Annotated in this window: 17 protein-coding genes and 1 pseudogene; 7 read left to right on the top strand and 11 right to left on the bottom strand. The window is 72.0% G+C overall.

Translation table 11 applies throughout. The features are described 5' to 3' along the window. Positions 1 to 2: 2 nt before the first annotated feature. From TR49_RS18050 to TR49_RS18035, 4 genes are all read right to left on the bottom strand, one after another. Complete coding sequence (locus TR49_RS18050) at positions 3 to 617, bottom strand: DUF1707 SHOCT-like domain-containing protein (protein ID WP_236653419.1); 615 nt, start codon at positions 615 to 617, stop codon at positions 3 to 5. Between the two features lie 193 nt (positions 618 to 810). Beyond that, on the bottom strand, positions 811 to 1,911 hold the full coding sequence (locus tag TR49_RS18045) for an ROK family glucokinase (protein WP_236653418.1): 1,101 nt from the start codon (positions 1,909 to 1,911) through the stop codon (positions 811 to 813). A 95-nt stretch (positions 1,912 to 2,006) separates the two neighbouring features. Then, positions 2,007 to 3,572: a PucR family transcriptional regulator gene (locus TR49_RS18040; protein WP_042382935.1), complete on the bottom strand. Its 1,566-nt coding sequence runs from the start codon at positions 3,570 to 3,572 to the stop codon at positions 2,007 to 2,009. Positions 3,573 to 3,810: 238 nt separating this feature from the next. Beyond that, positions 3,811 to 5,838, bottom strand: a complete 2,028-nt coding sequence (locus TR49_RS18035; RefSeq protein WP_042382933.1) for a M3 family metallopeptidase — start codon at positions 5,836 to 5,838, stop codon at positions 3,811 to 3,813. Positions 5,839 to 6,095: 257 nt separating this feature from the next. Here TR49_RS18035 and TR49_RS18030 point away from each other — a divergent pair, with 257 nt between their 5' ends. The 6 genes from TR49_RS18030 to TR49_RS18005 all read left to right on the top strand — a co-directional run bounded on the left by TR49_RS18030 (position 6,096) and on the right by TR49_RS18005 (position 14,335). Continuing rightward, positions 6,096 to 7,001, top strand: a complete 906-nt coding sequence (locus TR49_RS18030; protein ID WP_042382932.1) for an FAD binding domain-containing protein — start codon at positions 6,096 to 6,098, stop codon at positions 6,999 to 7,001. After that, positions 6,998 to 7,486, top strand: coding sequence for a (2Fe-2S)-binding protein (locus TR49_RS18025; protein ID WP_042382931.1), 489 nt, complete (start codon positions 6,998 to 7,000; stop codon positions 7,484 to 7,486). Before TR49_RS18030 ends, TR49_RS18025 begins: the two co-directional genes overlap by 4 nt. Continuing rightward, positions 7,483 to 9,840 carry a xanthine dehydrogenase subunit D gene (pucD, locus tag TR49_RS18020; protein ID WP_439654109.1) on the top strand — a complete coding sequence of 786 codons (2,358 nt, stop codon included), beginning with the start codon at positions 7,483 to 7,485 and terminating at the stop codon, positions 9,838 to 9,840. The genes TR49_RS18025 and pucD overlap by 4 nt, the downstream gene beginning before the upstream one ends. A 267-nt stretch (positions 9,841 to 10,107) precedes the next feature. After that, positions 10,108 to 11,583 carry an NCS2 family permease gene (locus TR49_RS18015; protein ID WP_042382930.1) on the top strand — a complete coding sequence of 492 codons (1,476 nt, stop codon included), beginning with the start codon at positions 10,108 to 10,110 and terminating at the stop codon, positions 11,581 to 11,583. A 75-nt stretch (positions 11,584 to 11,658) separates the two neighbouring features. Continuing rightward, positions 11,659 to 12,819: an XdhC family protein gene (locus TR49_RS18010; protein WP_042382928.1), complete on the top strand. Its 1,161-nt coding sequence runs from the start codon at positions 11,659 to 11,661 to the stop codon at positions 12,817 to 12,819. Between the two features lie 112 nt (positions 12,820 to 12,931). After that, positions 12,932 to 14,335 carry a sugar porter family MFS transporter gene (locus tag TR49_RS18005; RefSeq protein ID WP_042382927.1) on the top strand — a complete coding sequence of 468 codons (1,404 nt, stop codon included), beginning with the start codon at positions 12,932 to 12,934 and terminating at the stop codon, positions 14,333 to 14,335. Positions 14,336 to 14,342: 7 nt separating this feature from the next. On the opposite strand, the gene TR49_RS18000 is transcribed toward TR49_RS18005, so the two are convergent. Continuing rightward, on the bottom strand, positions 14,343 to 15,047 hold the full coding sequence (locus TR49_RS18000) for a DUF4232 domain-containing protein (protein ID WP_042382925.1): 705 nt from the start codon (positions 15,045 to 15,047) through the stop codon (positions 14,343 to 14,345). 183 nt (positions 15,048 to 15,230) lie between these two features. Here TR49_RS18000 and TR49_RS17995 point away from each other — a divergent pair, with 183 nt between their 5' ends. Then, positions 15,231 to 16,907, top strand: coding sequence for a peptide-N4-asparagine amidase (locus tag TR49_RS17995; RefSeq protein ID WP_052434391.1), 1,677 nt, complete (start codon positions 15,231 to 15,233; stop codon positions 16,905 to 16,907). 172 nt (positions 16,908 to 17,079) lie between these two features. Here TR49_RS17995 and TR49_RS17990 read toward each other — a convergent pair whose 3' ends face one another. The 6 genes and pseudogenes from TR49_RS17990 to allB form a co-directional block, all read right to left on the bottom strand. After that, positions 17,080 to 18,606, bottom strand: a complete 1,527-nt coding sequence (locus TR49_RS17990) for a glycoside hydrolase family 3 protein (RefSeq protein WP_042382924.1) — start codon at positions 18,604 to 18,606, stop codon at positions 17,080 to 17,082. Between the two features lie 123 nt (positions 18,607 to 18,729). After that, a complete protein-coding gene (locus TR49_RS17985) occupies positions 18,730 to 19,479 on the bottom strand; it encodes an IclR family transcriptional regulator (protein ID WP_042382923.1) in 750 nt (249 codons plus the stop codon). A gap of 85 nt (positions 19,480 to 19,564) precedes the next feature. Beyond that, positions 19,565 to 20,353, bottom strand: coding sequence for a VOC family protein (locus tag TR49_RS17980; protein ID WP_042382921.1), 789 nt, complete (start codon positions 20,351 to 20,353; stop codon positions 19,565 to 19,567). A 234-nt stretch (positions 20,354 to 20,587) separates the two neighbouring features. Beyond that, complete coding sequence (locus TR49_RS17975; RefSeq protein ID WP_042382920.1) at positions 20,588 to 22,045, bottom strand: catalase; 1,458 nt, start codon at positions 22,043 to 22,045, stop codon at positions 20,588 to 20,590. 418 nt (positions 22,046 to 22,463) lie between these two features. Then, positions 22,464 to 23,489: pseudogene (gene alc, locus TR49_RS17970) on the bottom strand (allantoicase); the annotation flags it as partial. Then, positions 23,486 to 24,820 carry an allantoinase AllB gene (allB, locus tag TR49_RS17965; RefSeq protein ID WP_236653417.1) on the bottom strand — a complete coding sequence of 445 codons (1,335 nt, stop codon included), beginning with the start codon at positions 24,818 to 24,820 and terminating at the stop codon, positions 23,486 to 23,488. The pseudogene alc and the gene allB, both read right to left, overlap by 4 nt. Positions 24,821 to 24,917 lie beyond the last annotated feature (97 nt).

The following is a 24,917-nucleotide window of genomic DNA, read 5'->3' as shown; positions in this document are numbered from 1 at the left end:
GCTCAGCGCCACTCCCGCCACGGGTACTTCGCGTCGCCGGCGCGGCGCACCCGGACCTGGCCGAAGACCGCTCGGCCGGTGATCCGCACCATCGGCCCGTCCGTCTGCGTCTCGTCCGTCCGGCTCGACAGGGCCCGCTTGGCGAAGAGGGCACTGCCCTCGTCGTAGACACGGACGTGCGGCGGCAGCACCAGCTCGATCAGGCCGCAGAACGCGTCCGCCTCGATCACCACCTCGCGCCGGGTGAAGACCGCGTGCCGCAGGTCGATCACGAGCTTCCCCCAGCGCGCCCGCACCACACTCGTCGGCGGCACGGGCCACTGCCCGCCCCGCCGCACCTTGCTGAACAGCGCGGTCACCGGCTGCGTGCTGGGCGGCGCAACGGGCTGCAGCTCGGTGGCCGAGACCGGCAGGTCCGCGGTGAGCGGGTGCAGCTCGGCCAACGTCCGCGCCCCATAGGCGGCTTCGAGCCGCTGCGCGTGCTCGTCGGGATCGATGTGCCCGGTCGCGAGCGCGTCGGCCAACACGGCGGCGACACGGTCACGGTCCCCGTCCCCCGCCCGCAGGGCGGGGCCCTGCCCATCGCTGGACACGGGAAGCGGTACGGGCTCGTTCACGACGACATGCTCCAGTCGATACGGCGGTGCCGGACAGTGACAACACGATATGTCGCGACTGTAGCGCGGTCAACGCGAATGCCGAAGATTCGCTCCCGCGCGCGGTTGCACCCCATGGGGGCGCGGGGAACTGCGCGACAGCCACCCGAGCAGATGGTCCGGGCGCGCAGGGCCATCGGCACAGGGTGGTTGCTCACCGTTCCAGTGGGGTCCACCACTGGGTGCGGCGGCGGCCGACGCCGGTGCGGGAGACGCGCTCCGCGCGTTCCACGCGGGCGCGCTTCACCGTGCGGAAGCGGCGGGCGCGGCCGCGGGCGAGGTCGGCTGCGCCGATGAGGCCGGCCGTGTTGCCGAGCTCGGCCTCGAAGATCTCCGCCTCCGGGCGGAACCCGCGGCCGGTGAGGTTGCGCCGGTACGCCTCGCGCGCGGGCGCGAGCAGCAGCTCGCCCGCCGCCGAGACGCCGCCGCCGATGACGAAGCGGCCGGGGTCCAGCGCCGCGGCGAGATTGGCCAGGCCGAGGCCGAGCCACTGGCCGATCTCCTGCAGCAGCTCGACCGCGCAGGGGTCGCCCTCCTGCGCGGCCTCCGTGACGAGCGGGCCGGTGATGGACGCGACGTCGCCCTCGACCCGGTCGAGCAGCGGCTGCGCGACCGGCGACTCCGCCGCCGCCAGCTCTCGGGCCTCGCGCACCAGCGCGTTGCCGGAGGAGTACTGCTCCCAGCAGCCGCGGTTGCCGCAGGGGCAGCGGTGGCCACCCGGCACCACGGTCATGTGGCCGAACTCGCCCGCCATGCCGTAGCGGCCGCGCTCCAGCCGGCCCCCGTGCACGATCGCCCCGCCGATGCCCGTGCCGAGGTTCACCATGACCAGGTGCTCCTCCCCCGCGCCCGCGCCGAAGCGCCACTCCGCCCAGGCGGCGGCGTTGGCGTCGTTCTCGACGATGACCGGGAGCCCCAGACGGTCGCTCAGCGCTTCCTGCAACGGCTCGTTGCGCCAGCTCAGGTGGGGGGCGAACAGGACGCGCGCCCGCTGGGCATCGACGAAGCCGGCCGCGCCGATGCCGACCGCGTGGACGTCGTGGCGGTCCGCGAGGGCCAGGACCAGCTCGGTGATGACGTCCTCGACGACCTTCGGGCTCTTGCTCTTGTGCGGCGTCTCGGTGCGCAGCTGCTCCAGGATGCGGCCCTCGCCGTCGACCACACCGGCGGCGATCTTCGTACCGCCGATGTCGATGCCGACCGTCGGCAGGCGCAGGGCCGTCCTGCGGACGTATTCGGCGTAATCGCTGCTCAACTCGCGTCCGATCCGTGTTCGCGCTACAGGTGCCGTCCATCCTGCCGCTTGGAGGGCGCCCGGCGCGATTCGGCCCGCGCGAACGGATCAGCGGCTCAGCTCAGTTCGAGCGCGAGGAAGAAGTCCACCCGGTCCTCCAGGCGGGAGAGGTCACGACCGGTCAGTTCCTCGATCCGCCCGATCCGGTACCGCAGCGTGTTGACGTGGACGTGCAGCGCGGCCGCGCAGCGGGTCCAGGAGCCGTCGTAGCGCAGGAACGCCTCCAGGGTGCGGACGAGGTCCGCCTGGTGCTCGAGGTCGTAGGCGATGACGCGGTCCAGCAGCCGGGAGCGGAAGGCGCGGCGCACCTCGTCCGGCACGGCCGCCAGCAGCAGCACGTGCGAGGCGAGTTCCTCGGGCCCGGCGACGCAGAGGCGGCCGAGTCGGGCCGTGGCGATGCGGCGCGCGTGCCGGGCCTCCTCCAGCGCGCCGCGCAGGCCGCCGACACCGTCGGCGGGAGCGCTGACGCCGACGGTGAGTCGGCCCTCCGGGCCGAGCCCGGCCTCGAGCGGCGCCAGCAGGTCGGCCAGGACCTCGGAGGCGGTCAGCTCGCCCTGCGGCTGCGGCAGCAGCACCACCGCCGCATCCGCGTCGTCGCCGACCAGCGCCCGGTCGTCCAGACCGGTCAGCGCCTCGGTGACGGCCTCGCGGGCCTCCCCGTCGGCGAGCGCCTGACCGGCGACGGAGACCACCACCCAGGTCTTCGGCAGGGGCAGTTCGGGCCCGCTGCTCATCGCGTGCGCGGCGTCGAGGGCGCGCTGCAGCTCGTCCGGCGCGGCGTCGCGCTGGAGCAGGGTGATCATCTCGTCGGCGAGCCTGGTGCGCAGCGTGCGGCCCTCGTCGCGGCGGACCCGCTCCGCGGAGACCAGGCCGGCGAGGTTCTCGGCGAGCTGGCGGCGCTTCGCGGTCCAGTCGGTGATGTCACCCTCGACGGCGAGCAGCCACTGGGCGAGCGGCGTCCCGCCGGGAACCGGTAGCAGCGAGAACTGACGCTCGCCCACCCGGGTGCGGCTGGCCGGCGTGCTGCGTCTGCGCTGCGACTCCAGGTGGGCGCGGACCAGCGCCTCCCGCTCGGCGGCGTCGAGCCCGTCGACCGGGCCGGCGACCAGCCGGGCGGTCGGGGTGAGCACCCAGCTCTCCAGGTCCACGTCCCCGCCGAGGAGCTGCAGCACGGCGTCGAGCCCGGCCCCGCTGGCGGCGGAGACGAGCATGCGGTGCCGCTCGACGAGCGCGGACAGGTCCGCAGCGCGGTCGGCGGAGACCTGCCGGTTGACGAACTCGGTGACGGCCCCGAAGGCGACGTCCTCGCCGACGGCGAAGAGCGGCATGCGGTGCCGCTCGCACGCATCGATCAGGTCCTGCGGCACGGGCCCGACCTCCGCCTCTCCGGCGGCGAGCCCGGCGGCGCCTCCCGAGGCCAGGTGGCGCACGAAACGCTCGGAGTCCTCGGGCTCGTAACGCCACAGCATCCCGGTGAGCACGAACTCCCCGCCGTGCAGGTACCGGCTCGGGTCCCGCAGGTCCGTCGTCATCACGCCGGTCACCACGCGGTCGAGCTCGTCGCTCCCGGCGAGCAGCCGCATCGGCGGTGCGGCGGGGGCCAGCAGCGCACCGATCCGCACGTCGGGTACCTCCGAAACTCGGCAAAAGGGGTGGGCTTCCGGGGAACGGTACCGGAAGCGTCAGGGGCGCGAGCAATCGAAGCGACCTGTCACTGCACTATCTCAAGGGGCGCGGTGAACTGCGCGAGCAACCACCCTGCGTGGATGGCCCTGCTCGCTGAGCGACCTGCCACTCAGGGTGGCCTGTCGCGCAGTTCCCCGCGCCCTGGCAGAGGGCAACGGCCCGTGAGAGCGAAACTCAGCCTTCGAGCCCGCGGCGGGCCAGGAGGGGCTGGATCTCCGGGGCGCGGCCGCGGAACGCGGCGAAGGCGGTGAGGGGGTCCGCGCTGCCGCCGGGGCTGAGCAGCGTGCGGCGGAAGATCTCGCCGCTCTCGCGGACCGGGCGGTCGGACTCCTTGAACCACTCCACCGTGTCCGCGTCCAGGACCTCGGACCAGATGTAGCCGTAGTAGCCCGCGGCGTAGTAGCCGCCCGCGAAGACGTGGGCGAAGTAGCCGGTGCGGTAGCGCGGCGGGATGGACGGGTGGGCCAGGCCGTACCGCTCCAGCGCCGCCGCCTCGAACGCGGCGGCGTCGCCCGCGCCCTCACCCTCGGGGGTGGTGTGCCAGGCCCAGTCCAGCAGCGTCGCAGCCAGCTGCTCGACGGTGCGGAAGCCCTCGCCGAAGTTCTGCGCCTCGCGGACCCGGGCGACCAGCTCGGGGGACATCGGCTCGCCGGTGTCGACGTGGCGGGCGTAGTTCTGCAGGACCTCGGGCCACTCCTGCCACATCTCGTTGACCTGCGAGGGGTACTCGATGAAGTCCCGCGGCACCTCCATGTACTGCGACGGGTACTTCACATCGGAGAAGAGGCCGTGCAGCGCGTGGCCGAACTCGTGGAACAGGGTGCGCACCTCGTCCCAGCTGAGCAGGGCCGGCTCGCCCGCCGGGGGCTTGGCGATGTTGAGGTTGTTGGTGACCACCGGCAGCTGGCCGAGCAGGTGCGACTGCTGGACGTACTCCGTCATCCACGCGCCGCCGCGCTTGGACTCGCGGGCGAAGAAGTCGCCGATGTACAGGCCGATCGGCCTGCCGTCGGCCTCGCGGACCTCGAAGACGCGCGCGTCCAGGTGGTGGGCGGTGAGGTCCTCCCGCGCGTGGAAGGTGAGGCCGTAGACCAGGCCCGCGGCGTGGAAGACGCCGCGGTGCAGGACGGACTCGAGCTCCAGGTAGGGGCGCATCTGCGCGCCGTCCACCTCGTAGCGCTCCTGGCGGACCCGCTCGGAGAGGTACTGCCAGTCCGCCGCCGCGACGCTCGGCACACCTGCGGACGCGGCAAGCGCCGCGCCCTCGCGGTCGGCGTTGGCGACGGCGGGGGCGACCAGGCGGCCGAGCATCGACTCGACGGCGTCGGTGGTGCCCGCCGTCTGGTCGGCGACCTCGTACGCGGCGTGCGAGGGGAAGCCGAGCAGCCGGGCGCGCTCGGCGCGCAGCTCCGCCATGCGGACGGCGAGCGGGCCGTTCTCGGCGAGGCCGCGGGCGAGGGAGGCGTCGAGCAGGCGGCTGCGGAGCGACGGATCGGTGAGCGAGGCCAGCTCGGTCTGGTTGGTGAAGCTCTTCAGGCTGAGTACGTACTTGCCGTCGTGGCCCAGCGCCTTGGCGTTCTCCGCGGCGGCGGCGACCTCGCCGTCCGGGAGGCCGTCCAGCTCCTCGGCAGTGTCGAGGACCAGGGCGGCGGCGCGGGTCGCGGCGAACAGGTTGGTCTCGAAGCTGGCGCCGAGGGAGGCCAGTTCGGCGTTGAGCTCGCGCAGGCGGGCCTGGCCGGGCTCGTCGAGGCGGGCGCCGCCGCGGACGAAGCGGGAGTGCCAGCGGTCCAGCAGACGCAGGTCGGCGTGGTCGAGGTCGAGCTCCTCGCGGCGCGCGTGCACGGCGTCGATGCGGGCGAAGAGAGCGGGGTCGAGCTGGATCGCGTCGGTGTGCGCGGCCAGGCGCGGGGTGATCTCGGTGTCGAGTTCACGCAGCGTGGGCGTGGAATCGGAGGAGACTTTGTTGAAGAACACCAGACTCACCCGGCGCAGCAGCTGACCGGTGCGCTCGAGGGCGACGAGGGTGTTCTCGAAGGTCGCAGCTTCGGGGTTCGCCGTGATGTCGTCGATCTCGGCGAGCTGCTCGGCCATGCCGGCCTCGAAGGCGGGCAGGTAGTGGGCCTCCTCGATCTCCGCGAACGGCGGGAGCTCGAAGGGGAGGGCACTGGGCTGCAGGAACGGGTTAGCCGTGGGCTCTGTCACGGGTCAGACACTACGACCAGGGGTGGCAGCCGCGCCCGCCCTGTTCGCGAGCGGAGAACAGCCCCGCGGGCTCCATCCGCAGTCCGCGTGCCGTTCGCCACCCGTTGGAGAAACGTACAGCCATCCGGGTGGGCTCGGCGGCGCAGCTCATGCCATCAGTGACTGACGGCACACCACCTGCGAATTGTGTACTGCTCACACCTCCCCTTGTACCTCCCCACGCATAGCTCGTCGTACCCACCGAAGGAGTCACCCGCATGGAGTTCCTGCGGCCCGCCACTTGGGACGAGGCACTCGCGGCGAAGGCCGAGCACCCGTCCGCACTGCCGATCTCCGGCGGCACGGACGTGATGGTCGAGCTCAACTTCGACCGTCACCGCCCGTCCGCCCTGTTGGACCTGAACCGGATCAGCGAGCTGACCGCATGGGAGTCCGGCCGTTTCGAGGGCCAGGAGGGCGAGGTGATCCGGCTCGGAGCCGCGGTCCCCTACGCCCGGATCACCCGCGAACTGAGCACCGAGCTGCCGGGCCTCTCCCTGGCCGGCAACACCGTCGGGTCCCCCCAGATCCGCAACCGCGGCAGCGTCGGCGGCAACCTGGGCGGCGCCTCGCCCGCCGGTGACGCCCACCCCGCGCTGCTCGCCGCCGGCCGTGACGTCCTCGTCGAGGCCGAGTCGGTACGCGGCACCCGGCTGATCCCGATCGACGAGTTCTACGTCGGCGTCAAGCGCAACAGCCTGGAACCGGACGAGCTGATCCGCGCCGTCCGCATCCCCGTCGCCGACGGCCCGCAGCAGTTCTCGAAGATCGGCACCCGCAACGCGATGGTCATCGCGGTGTGCGCCTTCGGCATCGCGCTGCACCCCAAGAACGGCACGGTCGGCACCGGCATCGGCTCGGCCGCCCCGACGCCGCGGCGCGCCGTGGAAGCCGAGGAGTTCATCGCGGGCGAGCTGGCCGACCGCGGCCTGTGGCAGTCCGGCGGCCTGATCGGCCCGGCCGCCATCCAGCGCTTCGGCGAACTGGTCGCCGCCGCCGCGTCCCCGATCGACGACGTCCGCGGGACCGCCGCCTACCGCCGCCACGCGCTGGCGGTCATGGCCCGGCGGACCCTGACCTGGACCTGGAACGAGTACACGCAGTCCCTGAGGAGCGCAGCATGAGGGTGACCTTCACCGCCAACGGCCGCGAGGTCGAGGCGGACGACGTCTGGGAGGGCGAGAGCCTCCTGTTCATGCTGCGCGAGCGTCTGGGCCTGCCGGGTTCCAAGAACGCGTGCGAGCAGGGCGAGTGCGGCAGTTGCACCGTCTACCTCGACGGGGCCCCGGTCTGCTCCTGTCTGGTCGCGGCCGGCCAGGTGCAGGACCGCGAGGTCCGCACCGTCGAGGGCCTGGCCGACCCGGAGGGCGGCCTGGACGACGTGCAGCAGGCCTTCGTCGACGCGGGCGCCGTGCAGTGCGGCTTCTGCACCCCGGGGCTGCTGGTGCAGTCCCACGACCTGCTGGAGCGCAACCCGCAGCCCAGCGACAACGACATCCGCGAGGCGCTCTCCGGCAACCTGTGCCGCTGCACCGGTTACGAGAAGATCATGGACGCCGTCCGTCTCGCCTCGGCCCGCAAGTGTTCGAGCTCGGAGGTGTCGCAGTGAGCACGATCCGCACCGAGAAGAACCTCCAGGGCATCACCACCGCCCATCCCGACGGCATCGGCGGCTCGCCGCTGCGCCCGGACGGCATCCTGAAGGTCAAGGGCGAGTTCGCCTACTCCTCCGACATGTGGCACGAGAACATGCTCTGGGGCATGGCGCTCCGTTCCCCGCACGCCCACGCCAAGATCGTCTCTGTGGACATCACCGAGGCGGTCAGGCACCCCGGCGTCGAGGCCGTGATGACCTACGAGGACATCCCGGGCTCCAAGTTCTACGGCCTGGAGATCAAGGACCAGCCGGCGCTGGCCATGGGCAAGATCCGCTACCACGGCGAGGCGATCGCCATCGTGGCCGCCGACCACCCGGAGACGGCCCGCCGCGCGCTCGCCAAGATCAAGGTCGAGTACGAGATCCTGCCGACCATCACCACCGAGGAGCAGTGCCTCGACCCGGAGACGTACGGGTACGTGCACGAGCCGGCCGAGTACAAGGGCCACGCCTCCGGCAACGTCGTCCACTCGCAGAAGGTGGTGTACGGCCAGGGCGTCACCGACGAGGTGCGCGCACTCGCCGACGTCGTCATCAAGGGCGACTACGTGGTCGGCATGCAGGACCAGGCGTTCCTCGGCCCGGAGTCCGGCCTGGCGGTGCCCGCCGAGGACGGCGGCGTCGACCTCTACATCGCCACCCAGTGGCTGCACGTGGACCGCGAGCAGATCGCGCCGGTGCTCGGGCTGCCGGAGAACAAGGTCCGGCTCACCCTCGCCGGTGTCGGCGGCGCCTTCGGCGGCCGCGAGGACCTGTCCATGCAGATCCACGCCTGCCTGCTGGCGCAGCGCACCGGAAAGCCTGTCAAGATCGTGTACTCCCGCGAGGAGTCCTTCTTCGGGCACGTGCACCGTCACCCGGCCAAGCTCAGCTACGAGCACGGCGCGACCCGCGACGGCAAGCTCGTCTACTGCGACGCCCGCATCGTGCTGGACGGCGGCGCCTACGCCTCCGCCTCCCCCGCGGTCGTCGGCAACGCGGCCTCGCTGGGCATGGGCCCCTACGAGGTGCCGAACGTCAACATGCTCGCGGTCGCGCTCTACTCCAACAACCCGTCCTGCGGCGCGATGCGCGGCTTCGGCGCGGTCCAGGCCTGCTTCGCCTACGAGGCGCAGATGGACAAGCTGGCCGCCGAGCTGAACATGGACCCGGTGGAGCTGCGTCAGATCAACGCGGTGGAGCAGGGCTCCATCATGCCGACCGGCCAGGAGATCGACGCCCCGGCCCCGGTCGCCGATCTGCTGCGCCGCGTCAAGGCACTGCCGCTGCCGCCTGCGCTGGACACCACGCACCTGGACGTCCGTGACATCCCCGGTGCGCTGTCCAACACCTCGCACGGCGAGGGCATCGTGCGCGGCGTCGGCTACGCGGTCGGCATCAAGAACGTCGGCTTCTCCGAGGGCTTCGACGACTACTCGACCGCCCGGGTCCGCCTGGAGGTCATCGGCGGTGAGCCGGTCGCCATGGTGCACACGGCCATGGCCGAGGTCGGCCAGGGCGGCGTCACCGTCCACGGCCAGATCGCCCGCACCGAGCTCGGCGTCGAGCAGGTCACCATCCACCCCGCCAACACCGAGGTGGGCTCGGCCGGTTCGACCTCCGCGTCGCGGCAGACGTACATGACCGGCGGCGCCGTCAAGCTGGCCTGCGAGGCGGTGCGCAACGAGCTGGTCGCCCTCGGCCGCAAGCGCTACGGCTGGGACTACAACGACCTGTCGCTGGTCGGCGGCAAGGTCGTCTCGGCCTCCGCCGGCGCGCTGGTCCCGATCGCGGACCTGCTCGGCGACAGCGCCATCGACCTGACCCGCGAGCACCACCACCGACCGACCGTCCCCTTCGACAAGGAGACCGGCCAGGGCTTCGGCCACGTCCAGTACACCTTCTGCGCCCACCGCGCCGTGGTGGACGTGGACGTGGAGCTGGGCCTGGTCAAGGTGGTCGAGCTGGCCGCCGCCCAGGACGTGGGCAAGGCCCTCAACCCGCTCTCCGTGGTCGGCCAGATCCAGGGCGGCTCCACCCAGGGGCTGGGCCTCGCGGTCATGGAGGAGATCGTCGTCAAGGACGGCAAGGTCAGGAACCCGTCCTTCACCGACTACCTGATCCCGACCATCCTGGACACCCCGCCCATGCCGGTGGAGGTCCTCGAACTCGCCGACGAGCACGCCCCCTACGGGCTGCGCGGCGTCGGCGAGGCGCCGACCCTCTCGTCCACCCCGGCCGTCGTCGCGGCCATCCGCCAGGCCACGGGTCTCGCGCTGAACCGGGTACCGGTCCGGCCGGAGCACCTGACGGGCACCGGGGAGTAACGGGACCTCACAGACCACCCCGGGGCGGGGACAGCCATGTCAGGTCTTCCCGCCCCCGCCCCGGGGTCATCCCAACGCACCAAAAAAGCACCACAGAAAGAAAACGATGTACCCCGCACCAGCCGGCACGACGCCTTCGCCGAGGCCCGTGACACACCGGCAGCACCATCAGTAAAGCGCGCCGCACCGTCCCCTGAATCCCCACCTAGCGGGTCACCCAGGCCGGCCGCCCCACCCCAACCCCCTTCGAAACTTGGGAGTGGAACCGTGACCCAGATCTCCACGGAACCCAGCGTCTCTCCGTCCGACCCCAACAGACCCACGCCGAAGCCGAAGAACGTCATCGACAGCTTCTTCAAGATCTCCGCCCGAGGATCCACCATCGCGGGCGAGGTCCGAGGTGGTCTGACCACCTTCATGGCGATGGCGTACATCCTGCTGCTGAACCCGATCATCCTGTCCGTTCCGGACGTGAACGGGCACCATCTCAGCCACGCGCAGGTCACCACCGCCACGGCCGTCGCCGCGGCGATCACGACCATCCTGCTCGGCGTCGTCGGCAACGCGCCGCTCGCCGCGGCAGCCGGTCTGAGCGTCTCGAACACCCTCGCCGCGGTGATGGTCCCTCATGTGACCTGGCCCCAGGCCATGGGACTCTGTGTCATCTACGGCGCCGCGATCGTGCTGCTGGTCGTCACCGGCCTGCGCGAGAAGATCATGAACGGCATCCCGATGGCGCTCAAGCACGCCATCACCATCGGGATCGGCCTGTTCATCGCGCTCATCGGCCTGGTCAACGCCGGCTTCGTGTCGCGCATCCCGGACGCCGCCCACACCGACACCCCGCTCCAGCTGGGCGTCAGCGACAACCTGCAGGGCTGGCCGGTGCTGATCTTCGCGATCACCCTGCTGACCATCTTCATCCTGCAGACCCGCAAGGTCCCGGGCGCGATCCTGATCGGCATCGTCGTCGGCACCGTGCTGTCGCTGATCCTCAACGCCGCGCTGAACATCCCCGACGCCACCTGGGGCATCTCGGTGCCGAAGTGGCCCGGGAACCCGGTCGCCTCACCGGACTTCGGGCTCTTCGGGCACATCGACCTGTTCGGCGCGTTCGGCAGCAAGGGCATGGGCGCGCTCAGCGCCGGGTTCGCCGTCTTCGCGCTGGTCCTGGCCGGCTTCTTCGACGCGATGGCGACCATCATCGGCATCGGCACCGAGGCCGGGCTGGCCGACGAGCAGGGCCGGATGCCCGGCCTGTCCAAGGCGCTGTTCGTCGACGGCACCGGCGGCATCATCGGCGGTGTGGCCGGAGCCTCCGGGCAGACGGTCTTCATCGAGTCGGCGACCGGCGTCGGCGAGGGCGCGCGCACCGGTTTCTCCAGCGTCGTGACCGGTCTGGTCTTCGCGGCGATGCTGTTCTTCACCCCGCTGGCCGGCATGGTGCCCGGCCAGGTCGCGGCGGCCGCGCTGGTCGTCATCGGCTCGATGATGCTGGCCCAGGCCCGCCACATCGAGTGGGCCGACCGCGAGGTGGCGATCCCCGCCTTCCTCACCATCGCCCTGATGCCGTTCACCTACTCGATCACCGCCGGCGTCGGCGCGGGCGTCATCGCCTACTGCGCCATCAAGGCCGGACGTGGCCGCTGGCGCGAGCCGGGCGTGCTGATGTGGGGTCTGACCGCGGTCTTCCTCGTTTACTTCGCACTTCATCCGATCAAGCTCTGGCTCGGGGTCCACTGAGCCGAGGCCGGGCCGCCCTCCACCCGGGGGCGGCCCGGCACCACCCGTAGCAACCCGTACGAAGGAGCGCCTCCCATGCAGGACATCGCCGAGCAGCTCGCCACCTGGCACGCCGCCGGTCGCCCCTTCGCCGTGGCCACCGTCGTCGCCGTGTCCGGGAGCGCCCCGCGCGACCCGGGCGCCGCACTGGCTGTGGACGCGGACGGCGAGGCCGTGGGATCCGTCTCCGGCGGCTGTGTCGAGGGCGCCGTCTACGAGCTGTGCCAGGAGGCGCTGGCGAGCGGCGAGCCGGTGCTGCACCGCTTCGGCTACAGCGACGAGGACGCCTTCGCGGTGGGCCTCACCTGCGGCGGGATCATCGACGTCTTCGTGCAGCCGGTCGTCCCGGGCGCGTCCGACGGCATGGACGCGGGCATCGCCTACGTCCATTCGGGCACGCCGGTGGCGCTGGTGCGCTGCGTCCGCGGTCCGGCCGACCTGCTCGGCCGGACCGTCGCCGTCACCGGCGACACCCACCACGGCAGCTTCTCCTCGCCGCTGCTCGAGGACGCCGCGGTCCGCCAGGCCCGCGCGATGCTCGACGCCGGCCGCACCGGCGGGCTCACGCTCGCGCTGGACGGCCGCCCGTGCGACCCCAACTCCGATGCGGCGGCGGTGTTCTTCGTCGAGTCCTACGCGCCCGCGCCGCGCATGATCGTCTTCGGGGCCATCGACTTCGCGGGCGCGGTGGCCCGGGTCGGCAAGTTCCTCGGCTACGAGGTGACGGTGTGCGACGCCCGTCCGGTCTTCGCCACCGAGCGCCGCTTCCCGGAGGCGGACCGCGTGGTCGTCCAGTGGCCGCACCGCTACCTCGACACCGAGGCGGCGGCCGGTCGCCTCGACGCGCGGACCGCGCTGTGCGTGCTGACCCATGACGCCAAGTTCGACATCCCGCTGCTGGAGCGCGCCCTGCGGATGCCGCTCGGCTTCGTCGGCGCGATGGGCTCGCGCCGCACCCACCACGAGCGGCTCGACCGCCTGCGTGAGGCGGGCCTGACCGAGGTGGAGCTGACACGGCTGCGCTCCCCTATCGGCCTGGACCTCGGCGCGCGCACCCCGGAGGAGACGGCCGTGGCCGTCGCCGCCGAGATCGTGGCGCACCGGCGCGGCGGCGGCTGCCTCCCGCTCAGCGCCCACGACGGCCCGATCCACCATGACCTGCGGTCGACGGCCGAGGAGCCACGTCGTATCGCTTGACTTCAATAACTGAAGACATACTGGCAAGGCTGACCCGCATTTCAGGCGGTTTTGACTTAACAACCTAAAGGCATATGGTCGGCACGTTGACCTTGTTCTTCAGGAGCGCAACGTGACCACCACTCTTGCGCCCGGGAAGGCCGCGCCGTCGGACAACCTGGGCCACGTCATCTTCATCACCGCCGCGGCCGCCATGGGCGGTTTCCTCTTCGGCTACGACAGCTCCGTGATCAACGGGGCGGTCACCGCGATCCAGCACCGGTACCACGTGGGCTCGGCCGAGCTGGCGCAGGTCGTGGCCGTCGCGCTGATCGGCAGCGCGATCGGCGCGGCGCTGGCCGGGCGGACGGCCGACCGGATCGGCCGGATCCGGGTGATGCAGATCGCCGCCGCCTTGTTCACGATCAGCGCCGTCGGCTCCGCGCTGCCGTTCTCGCTGTGGGACCTGGTGCTGTGGCGCACCCTGGGCGGCATCGGCATCGGCATGGCGTCGGTGATCGGCCCCGCCTACATCGCCGAGGTCGCCCCGCCCGCCTACCGGGGCCGGCTCGGCTCCTTCCAGCAGGCGGCGATCGTGGTCGGCATCGCGATCTCACAGCTCGTCAACTGGGGCATCCTGCAGGCCGCCCACGGCGACCAGCGCGGCCACCTGCTGGGCCTGGAGGCCTGGCAGGTCATGCTCGGCGTGATGGTGGTCCCGGCCGCGCTCTACGGCCTGCTGTCCTTCGCGATCCCTGAGTCCCCGCGCTTTTTGATCTCCGCCGGCCGGATCGACCGCGCCAAGGCCGTCATCGCCGAGGTCGAGGGCCCGGGCACGGACCTTGACGCGCGCGTCGCCCAGATCGACGCGGCCATGCGCAGCGAGCACCGGTCCACCTTCCGCGACCTGCTCGGCGGCCGATTCGGGCTGCTGCCGGTGGTGTGGGTCGGCATCGGGCTGTCGGTGTTCCAGCAGCTGGTCGGCATCAACGTGGCCTTCTACTACAGCTCCACGCTGTGGCAGTCGGTGGGCGTCGACCCCAGCTCGTCGTTCTTCTACTCGTTCACGACGTCGATCATCAACATCGTCGGCACCGTCGTGGCGATCGTGCTGGTCGACCGGATCGGCCGCAAGCCGCTGGCGCTGATCGGCTCCGTCGGCATGACCGTCGCCCTGGCGCTCGAGGCGTGGGCCTTCTCCTGGCTGCACGGCGGCACACTGCCGCACGCGCAGGGCGTGGTGGCGCTGGTCGCGGCGCACGCCTTCGTCTTCTTCTTCGCCATGTCCTGGGGCGTGGTGGTCTGGGTCATGCTCGGCGAGATGTTCCCGAACCGCATCCGCGCCGCCGCGCTGGGCGTCGCGGCGGCGGCCCAGTGGATCGCCAACTGGGCCATCACCGCGAGCTTCCCGAGCCTGTCGGGCTGGAACCTGACGGCCACGTACGTGATCTACGCGGCCTTCGCCCTGCTCTCGGTCCCGTTCGTGCTGCGCTTCGTCCCCGAGACCAAGGGCAAGACCCTGGAGGAGATGGGCTGACGGCAGGTCAGTCCTGCACGCCCGCGAAGGGGTCGACCGTCAGCTCGCCGCAGACGTTGAGGGTGCCGTTGTCGACGCCGCCGCTGACCGGCACCTTCACCTGCTGGGTGGTGTTCGGGAGGATGACCGCGACCTTCGAGCCGGTCACCGCGCACACCAGGCGGCCGGAGGCGGAGCCCTGGCTGTTCACGTCGCTGTAGAGCAGGTCGGCGGTGGCCGTGGCGCCCGCGGCGAGGGTCACCTGGTCGCTCTGGACGCCCTGGCGGCGCACCGCGTCGATCGGGGAGGACTTGCCCTGGTCGTCGGCGAGCCGCACGCCGGGGAAGCCGGTCAGGGTGCAGCTGTGGCCCGAGGTGTTGACCGCGTGGATGCTCGCCGTGGCCGGCTGCTGCTCGGAGGCGTGCGCGGTCGGGCCCTGCACGGTGAGCTTCACGTCGGCGACGGTGCAGTGCTTCGCCGCGGAGACGCTGGTGCCGCCCGTGGAACCGCCGTCGGCACCGCCGGTCGCACCGCCCGTGGTACCGCCGGAGGTCGCACCGGCGCCGGCGCCGGCGCTCGCTGCGGCCGTCGCGACGGCCGTCCCGCCGGAGGCGACCGGCGAGGCGGAGCCGGCCGCCGCGGACGAGGCGGCGGAGCTGCCGCAGGCGGTCAACGCGAGACCGGCCGTCAGGGCGGTCGCGGCGGTGACGATGAAGCGTGACGTGGTGCGCATGTGATTCCCCGATGTTCGTCAGTGTTCGTCACAGTTGTATCCCTCGAAGATCCACAACTTCGTGAGCCGCCTGTCACAGCCATGCCACAGACGACCGCACGCCGACGCCCTCTTGTGCCTCCCCGCGTAGGGGTGCCAGGGTCCTCCCGTACCACCCAGTCAAGATCGACGGGAGGGGAACCCATGCGCATGCGCGCCGCAGGCGTGCTCGGAACGGCGGCCCTGCTCTGTGCCGCCCTGCTCGGGACGGGGACGGCCCAGGCCGACCAGGGGCAGATCGAGACGAACTATCAGAACCCGGTCACCGCACTGCCCCCGGTGAGCCAGCCGGACACGCACCACTGCACCGTCACGGAGATGCAGTACGACTTCGGCAACACCATCTCCTCCCCCGCGTGGAGCGGGACGGTGACGCCGCCGGCCGACTGTCCCGGGCCGTGGAGCAAGGTCGTGCTGAACTGGTCCGGCAGCGTGCAGGGACGGCAGTACGACCGGCTCGCGGGGGTGTGGATCGGCGGCGCGGAGGTGCTGCGCACCAGCACGCCCGAGCCGACCCAGCAGGGCATCAGCTGGTCGCTGGAGAAGGACGTCAGCGCGTTCATCCCGTTGCTGCGCGAGCAGCAGCCGATCGCGGTCTCGCTCGGCAACGTGGTCAACTCCACCTACACCGGCGTCTACCACATGAAGCTGACGCTGACGTACTACCAGGCCGACCACCGCAACCCGCCCGCGCACACCGCCGACCAGGTGCTGCCGCTCTCCGCCTCGACCACCGACGCCGGCTGGACCTACCTGAACCCCGGCCAGTCGTCCTCGAAGACGGTCACCCTGCCGCGCAACCTCACCGGCGTGCGGATGGAGGTCTACGCCCGGGGCGGCGGCTGCGACGAGCAGTGGTTCGACTCGGTGCCGACGGACCTGGCGAACAAGTACCCCGACTACCTCTGCGGTGGCGGCTCCTACCGCGAGGTGCAGGTGTCCGTCGACGGTCGCCCCGCCGGGATCGCCCAGCCGTACCCCGTCGTCTACTCCGGCGGCATCGTGCCGACGCTGTGGCGGCCCATCCCGGCCGTGGACCAGTTCGTCACGCAGGCCTACGACCTGGACCTGACGCCCTTCGCCGGGCTGCTGGTGGACGGCAGGCCGCACACCTTCACGATCACCCCCTACGGCGCCGCCGACGGCTGGACCGTGGACAGCACGCTCTTCCTCGACACCGACCACCACGCCGCGCGGACCAGCGGCGCACTCACCGAGGACACCCTCTCGCTCAGCCCCTCCGTCACAACCACGGAGACACCCGGCGCGGGCGACCTGGTCGACGTCCGGGTCAGCGCGCACCGTTCGTGGACCACCTCGGGCTGGCTGGACACCTCCGCCGGACGCGTCCGCACCACGGTCACGCAGCAGGCGGGCTACCTCAACACCGACGCCGTCTCCAGCGGCGGGCAGAAGCAGGTGATGTCCCAGCGTGAGAACGGCACGACCGTCGTGACCACGACGCCGGAGCACGGGCGCGCAACGGCGGCGAGGCACAGCTGGGACTACCCGATCACCGTCGACTCCGACGTCCCGCTGTACACCGACGGCGACAACTACTCCCTGTCCGCCACCGTCCACCAGGGCCGCATCCTGACCGACAGCGTCGGCCAGGGCGGCCACTGGCGCACGGTCGGATTCAGCCGTGACCTCGTCGACGCCTCCGGCGTGCTCGCCCGCACGAACGGGGTCACCACGGCGGCCGACGGTCAGGACTCCGAGCACTTCACCGGCACCACCGACACCGGCGCCTGCTACGACCACCTGATCCGCGCCGACCACGGGTACGTGACCGAGGACCACGTCACCGACTGCCGCTGAGCCCGCAACCGCCTGCGGCCCCGCCGCACGACCCCTGACCACCCCGGGCTTCGGCGGAGACCCCCGCCGAAGCCCGGTCCCACGCGGTCGCCCGTCTGCCGGGCCCGGGTGTCCCACCACGCGTCCCGGCAAGGGCGCGTCCCCCACCACGTCCGACCCAAGCCCCGGTCGGCTAGGCCGGCCGCCGCGCGAGGAGTGCCTCCGCGGCGGCCACGCCCGAGGCGGTGGTCGCCCCGTGGGTGACGATGTGGACCGCACCCGGCCGCTCCGCGCCGGGCAACCCCATCTCCACCACGATCGCGTCCTCCCGGGCGCGGACCAGCCGGGCGAGTGCGCAGCCCATCCAGTCGTGCCGGGAGGCGTCGCGGACCACCACGACGAGCGGCCGGCCGACGGCCGGCTTCAGCACCAGTTCGTCCAGCACCCCTGCGTCGGGGGTGAGTTGCGAGGCGTGCACGCGGACGAAGGTGGTTCCGGGCATGCGTTCGCGCAGCGGGGCGGCGACGCCCCAGGGCGTCTCCTTGCCGATCGCCAGATTGGTCGTCGGGACCAGCTCGGCCACGTGCGGGGCGGCCGGGATCGGCAGCGACCGGTCCACCGCGCCGCTGAGGCGGATCGCGCGTCGGGCCGCGGCGAAGCCGATGTCGCCGCGGATCGCGTCGGTGGGCACGGCCTGCCCCAGACCGGTGGACCAGGCCGCGAACCCGCGAACCCGGTCGGCCGCCCCGCGCAGCCGCTCCTCGCTCAACTCCCCGGCGGCGACCGCCTCCAGCAGCGTGCCCGCCAGCAGGTCGACCATCCCCGCGTCGGCGCGCTCGCCGCCGGTGCAGACGGCGTCGCAGCCTGCGGCGATCGCCGCCACCGCGGCGCCGCCGATGCCGTAGCGGTCGGCGACGGCGCCCATCTCGATCGCGTCGGTGACCACCAGCCCGTCGAAGCCGAGCTCGCCGCGGAGCAGGTCCGTGACGATCGCCCGGCTGAGCGTCGCCGGATGCTCTGCGTCGTAGGCGGGGACGAGCAGATGCCCCGTCATGACCACCCGCACGCCCGCCTCCAGCGCCGCGCGGAAGGGCGGCAGGGCGGTCGCGGCGATCTCCGCCACGGACGCCTCGTAGCTGGGCAGCCCGAGGTGGGAGTCGACGGCGGTGTCGCCGTGCCCGGGGAAGTGCTTGGCGCAGGCGGCCACGCCCGAAGCCTGGAGCCCGCGGATCCAGGCGGCCGTGTGGCGGGCGACCAGGTCCGGCCCGGCCCCGAAGGAGCGGACGCCGATGACAGGGTTGCGGGGGTTGGAGTTGACGTCGGCGCTGGGCGCGTAGTCGAGGCTCACCCCGGCCGCGTGCAGCTCTCGGCCGATGTCGCGGGCGACGGACTCGGTGAGCTCCAGGTCGTCGACGGCCCCGAGCGCGAAGTTGCCGGGACGGGTGGAGCCGGTCCAGGACTCCAGGCGGGTCACGTCGCCCGCCTCCTCGTCGATCGCGATGATCAGTTCGGGGTTCTCCGCGCGCAGCCCGGCCGCGAGCCGGGCGACCTGCTCGGGCGTGGCGATGTTCCGGGCGAAGAGCACCACGGATGACAGTCCGTCACCGATGGCCCGCAGCACCCAGTCCGGCGCCACGGTCCCGGCGAATCCCGGCTGGAGCACGGAGAGGGCGAGACGCCGCAGCTCCTGGCTGGTCCGGACGTGGCGGCTGGGACTCATCGACAGGCCCTCCCCCGGTCGCGCCGACGGCATGGCGCACCCACTCGAATTGGTACGGACCAATGGATATTGGCGTAGACCAATCTGGGGTGTCAAGAGTGCGCCGAGAGTGCCCGAAAGGCCTCAGACCGTGAGCGCGAGCAGCACCGGCGCGGCCTTCGCCGCCATCGTCTCCGCCGTCTCCTTGAGGCGGTACGCCTCCTCGACCGGGAGGGAGAAGGCGAGGCAGCCGACCGTCGTGCCGGCCGTCACCGGGACGGCGGCGCAGACCGTGCCGATCGCGTACTCCTGCAGGTCCAGCATCGGGACCGTGGTCGGGTGCCGGTCCAGGCGCTGGAGCAGCGCGCCGGTGTCGACGTCGGTGCGGGAGGTGAAGCGGGCCGCCGGATGACGGGCGAGGTGGTCACGGCGGGCGTCGTGGTCGAGCTGCGCCAGCAGGCACTTGCCGATCGCGCTCGCGTGCCCGGTGGCGCGGAAGTCGACCCACTCGTGGACGCTCGGCGTCAGCGGGCCGTCCACCACGGCCTGCACCGTCACCTCGCCGTCGGCGTAGCGGCTGAAGTACACCGCCGCACCCAGCTCGTCGCGGAGCGACGCCATCTTGGCGACCAGGCGGGACTGCACCAGCTGCTCCCGGTTGGCCTGCCCCAGCATCGCGAGCGCGCCGCCCAGGACATACGCGCCGTCCTCAAGCCGCTCCAGGTATCCCTCGCGCACGAGCGAACGCAGCAGACGCCGGGCGTGGTCGGCCGGGAGCTTGACCTCCTCGGCCAGCTCGTCCGCCCTGGCGCCGAAGCCGCGTCGGTCGACGGCCTCGAGCAGTCGCAGGGCACGTTCCACGGAGCTCCGGGGGTTGTGGTTCCGCGCAGCCATGCCCACCAGACTAGCCGTCAGCCGGCCTGGTGAGCATGGGTTACGCAGTGTTCGAGCGGCGTCCGAGGACGCCCGCGCGGGGGTGTCAGGACGGCTGCTCCGCCAGCTTGAGCACGCAGAACACCGCTCCCCACGGGTCCTGGATACCCGCCATCCGCCCCGGCGGAATATCCATCGGCGGGACGACGACGGTAGCCCCGCGCTTGACGGCTGCATCGACCGTCGCATCGGTGTCGTCGACGGCGAACCACGCCATCCAGTGCGGCGGCACCTGGGCCGGGAAGTTGTCGGCCATGTCCTGCAGACCGCCGACCGTCCGGCCCCCGGCCTCCAGGCCGAAGTAGCCCGGCATCTGCTCGGCCGGTTCGGCCTTCAGGCCCAGGGCCGCCTGGTAGAACGCGGCGGCGGCCGGCACGTCGCGGGTGTTGCACTCGTTCCAGGTCAGCGCGCCGGGCTCGTTGACGGCCACCGCGCCGAAGAACTCCTTGTGGCCCCAGACCCCGAAGACCGCGCCGGTCGGGTCCGAGGCGACGAACATCCGGCCGAGGTTGCCGACGTCCATCGGCTCGAACAGGACGGTGCCGTGCGCGTCCTTGACCTTCTTGGCCGTCGCGTCGGCGTCGTCGCTGGCCAGGTAGGTGGTCCAGACGTGCGGCGGCTCGGGCTGCCCCTCGGGGGCCATCGCCGGGCCGATGCCGCAGACCGCACGGCCGCCCAGCTCCATGACGGCGTAGCCGCCGAACTCGGCCGGGCCCGGCACGCCCGCCCAGCCGAAAACGTCCTTGTAGAAGTCCAGCGCGGCCTGCTGGTCCTTGGCCATCAGGTCGACCCAACACGGGGTGCCCGGTGCGTAGGGCTTGGTGGTCGTGGACATGCCTCTCCTCCGAAGCGTGACCCCCCTTCGCCGCACACTCTTCTACCAACGCGCGCGTGCCGCCACCGGAACCGGTGGCGGCACGCGCGGAGGGTGACGCGAGCTGCGAAGGGAGTCAGCTCTCGTCGGCGTTGCGGACGGCTGGGCCTTCTGCGCCGCTCCGCCTCGGCTCCGTTACCGGCGGGCGCCCCTCCTCCATGCGGCGGAGCCGCGTGGTGTCCGGGCGTCCACCCTTCACTCCGCCTCGGCCCGCAGCGCCTTGACGGCGGCCTCGAGGCGCTTGCCGTAGTCGGCGTCCGCGGCGTGGAAGAACGGCAGGACGCGCTCGACCACGTCGTCACGGGTGACCGAGCCGAGGGAGCCGGCCAGGTTGGCGACCAGGCGCTCCTTCTCGGCGTCCGACATCAGCCGGTAGAGCTCACCGGCCTGGAAGAAGTCGTCGTCCTTGGCGTGCTGGGCGGCGCTGTGCGTGCCGGTCCAGCCGGAGACGGCCGTCGGGGCGGACAGCGCGGCGTCCGTCTGACGCGGGCCGTCGTAGGAGTTCGGCTCGTAGTTCTTGGCCCGGCCGCCGGCGTTGACCGCGCCGTAGCCGTCGCGGCCGTAGTTGTCCGCCTCGGTCGCCTTCGGCGCGTTGATCGCCAGCTGGGTGTGGTTGACGCCCAGGCGGTAGCGGTGCGCGTCGGCGTAGGCGAACAGACGGCCCTGGAGCATCTTGTCCGGGGACGGGCCGATGCCGGGCACGAAGTTGTTCGGCGAGAAGGCGGCCTGCTCGACCTCGGCGAAGACGTTCTCCGGGTTGCGGTTGAGCACCAGGCGGCCGACGCGCTGCAGCGGGTGGTCGGCGTGCGGCCAGACCTTGGTCAGGTCGAACGGGTTGAACCTGTAGTCGGCGGCCTCGGCGACCGGCATCAGCTGCACGTAGACGGTCCAGCTCGGGAAGATGCCACGCTCGATGGCCTGGTGCAGGTCGCGCTGGTGGCTGTCCGGGTCCTGGCCCGCCAGCTCGGCGGCCTGACCGGCGTCCAGGCAGCGGATGCCCTGGTTGGTCTTGAAGTGGTACTTCACCCAGTAGGCGGAGCCGTCCTCGGCCACCCACTGGTACGTGTGGGAGCCGTAGCCGTTCATGTGGCGGTAGGAGGCCGGGATGCCGCGGTCGCCGAAGAGCCAGGTGATCTGGTGCAGCGACTCGGGCGAGTAGGACCAGTAGTCCCACACGTTGTCGGCCTCGCCCGTGCCGGTGAACGGGTCGCGCTTCTGCGAGTGGATGAAGTCCGGGAACTTGATCGGGTCCTTGATGAAGAACACCGGGGTGTTGTTGCCGACGAGGTCGTAGTTGCCCTCCTCGGTGTAGAACTTCACCGCGAAGCCGCGCGGGTCGCGCACCGCGTCGGCCGCACCGAGGTTGCCGGCCACGGTCGAGAAGCGCAGGAACAGGTCGGTGCGCTTGCCGACGGTGTTCAGGAACGCCGCCCGGGTGAAGGGGGTGACGTCGTCGGTCACCTCGAAGTAGCCGTGCGCGCCGGAGCCGCGGGCGTGGACGATGCGCTCCGGGATGCGCTCGCGGTTGAACCGGGCAAGCTTCTCGATCAGCTGCTGGTCCTGGATCAGCAGCGGACCGCCGATGCCGGCCTGTGCGGAGTTCTGGTTGTCGGCGACGGGCGCGCCGGACTCGGTGGTCAGGATTTTCGACATGGAGGTACCTCGGAACGGCGCAGAGCGCTGGTGACGGGTCAAGGGGACGTTGCACTACCTAGGGGCGCGAGGCGGAGTTGATGTGCGGCTCCGCCGCAGCTGCGCGCTCAGCCACACATCGAGGTGGCGGGCCGAACGCACAGCACCATCCGCACGCCGGTGGTGTTTGAAGGGCGACCGCTGGGAGGAGGGCCGTCGGCGGGCGTCAGACTCCCAGCAGCCGCCAGATCGCGGCCCGGCGACGCGAGCTCTCCGCGCCGTCGGGGGTGTCGGCCGGTACGAGCGCGGCCTCGGCGGTACGGACGGCCGCGCCGTCCGCCAGCGGGCGGGCGGCCGTCAGCGTGCGCGCCTCACCCACCGTCAGGCCCGCGTCGGTGAGCGCCTGTTCGGCCTCGAAGGCCGGCAGCAGGTTCAGCCAGCGCAGCGCGTGCGCGGCGCGGCCGGCCTCGGTCAGGCGGCCGGTGAGCCGCAGCCGGGCGATGCCGCCGTCCGGGTAGACGTCCAGGCGGGCCGCGGTGACCGGCTCGCTCGGGGCGACCCGGACGCGGTGGCGGGTGTCGGGCTGGAGCCGGGTGCGCGGCAGCAGCGCGATCCACTCGCCGGTCGCGGCGGAGCGGCCCGAGACGGACGCCCAGCCGGGGCAGTTGGCGACGAAGTGGGTGGTGTCGATCTCGACGGCCAGCACCTCGCCCTCGCCGACCAGGTCGAGCTCGACCCAGTCGTTGTCCTTGTTGCGGCGGCGCCGCGTCTCCCAGCCCTCACCCATCACGGCCGCCCGGCCCAGGGAATTGAGGTTGTGCGGGGAGGAGAAGTACCGGTCGGAAGCCCCGGTGGCGACGCCGCCGAACTCCTGGGCGGCCAGGTCGAAGGTGAGGCCGTCCAGGTCGCGCGGATCGGCGACGACCTCGCCGTGCACGCGCAGACGGGCGACTCCGCCGTCCGGCCATATGTTGAGACGTACGTGGGTGAAGCGCTGCTCCACGTCGACGGCGAACTCGTGCGCGGTGTCGCCCTTGAGGGGCGTGCGCGGCACAATCTCGGTCCACTCCGCGGCTTCGACCTCCTCCGGCGAGGGGTTGCCGGGGACGGACGCGGCCTCGACCGAGCCGGTCTCGGGGTAGTTGCCGGTGAAGTGCGCGGTGTCGACGATGACGCCCCGGATGACACCGGGCACGCCCAGGCGCACGATGGCCCAGTCGTGGTCGTCGTCGGTCGGGTGCGGCTCCTCGGCGCCCGCCCCACGACGGCGACGGGTCTCCCAGCCGTCCATGATCTGGCCCTTGTGGCCGAAGGTGTGCGGCCGGAACTCGGCTGGCTTGGCGACGAGCAGGTTCTCCTTCTCAGCGAACAGCTCGTCGTTGGCGGCGATCACGCCCGCACCCAGCGACCGGGCGGCGAGGTTGACCAACTCGGTGAAGGCGGCGGGCTTCTGGCTGTCGGTCACTTCTCTCCTCGGGTCAGCAGTCGGCCGTTCGGGGTGCCGTCCACGTCCACCGGCTCACCGCGGAGCCAGGTGGTGCGGACGACGCCGGAAAGCGAGCGGCCTGCGTAAGGGGTCACGGGGTGGCGGTGGTGCAGCCCGGACGGGTCCACGGTGAACGCGGCGTCCGGGTCGAAGGCCACCAGGTCGGCGTCCATGCCTGCGGCGATGGCGCCCTTGGTCGCGAGGCCCACGAGCGCGGCGGGCCCGGCGGACATCCAGCGGACGACGTCGGAAAGGCTGTGGCCGCGGTGGCGGGCCTCGGTCCAGATGGCCGGCAGGCCGAGCTGCAGCGAGGCGATCCCGCCCCAGGCGGCGGCGAAGTCGCCGTCCCCGCCGAGGCTCGGCAGGTGCTTGAGCTCCGGCGTGGAGGGCGAGTGGTCGGAGACGACCGCGATGAACTCGCCTGCGGCGAGCGCCTCCCAGAGCAGGTCGCGGTTGGCCTCGCTGCGGATCGGGGGGCAGCACTTGAACGCGGTGTCACCGGAGGGGACCTGCTCGGCGGCCAGCGTCAGGTAGTGGGGGCAGGTCTCGGCCGTCACCCGCACGCCGGCGGCGCGGGCCTCGCGCAGCAGGGGCAGCACGGCGGCGGAGGAGACGTGCAGGATGTGGACGCGCGCGCCCGTGCGGCGCGCGATCTCCAGCAGTCCGGCGACGGCGACGGCCTCGGCGTCGTCGGGCCGGGAGGCGAGGAAGTCGGCGTAGGCGGGGCCGGGCGTGTGCGGGGCCTCGTCCAGGATCCGGGGGTCCTCGGCGTGGATGATCGAAAGGGCCCCCATCCGGGCCTGCTCGGTGAGGGCTTCCTCGAGCTGCTCGCGGTTCAGGTGCGGGAACTCGTCGACGCCGGAGGGGGCGAGGAAGCTCTTGAAGCCGAAGACGCCCGCTTCGTGGAGCTCGGCGAGGTCGCCGGTGTTGCCCGGGATCGCGCCGCCCCACAGGCCGGTGTCGACGAAGAGCCGGCCCTCGGCGACCTTGCGCTTGGCCTCCAGGCCCACGACCGTCGTGGTCGGCGGGATGGAGTTGAGCGGCATGTCGACGATGGTGGTCACACCGCCTGCCGCAGCGGCGCGGGTGGCGGTGGCGAAGCCCTCCCACTCGGTGCGGCCCGGCTCGTTCACGTGGACGTGGGAGTCGACCAGGCCGGGCAGGAGCGTGAGCTCGCCGAGGTCGACGAGCTCGCCCTCGCCCTCGCCGTAGGCCAGGACCTCGACGATCCGCCCCTCGCTCACGACCACGTCGGCGGCTCGCTCACCGTCCGGGAGGACGGCGCGTCGGGAACGGAACACCTTGGTCAACTCGGGCCTCCTGATCGGGCTGCCGTGAGATTAGGCTTCGCTTCAACAAAACGTCAACGGTTTCTTTCAACTACTTGTTGAAGCGATGCCCAGCGGC

Origin of the sequence: Streptacidiphilus melanogenes (genome assembly GCF_000787835.1) — a bacterium.
GTDB classification, from domain to species: Bacteria; Actinomycetota; Actinomycetes; order Streptomycetales; family Streptomycetaceae; genus Streptacidiphilus; species Streptacidiphilus melanogenes.
The sequence above is the reverse complement of the archived record's forward strand: the minus strand, read 5'-3'. Positions and strand labels throughout refer to the sequence as shown.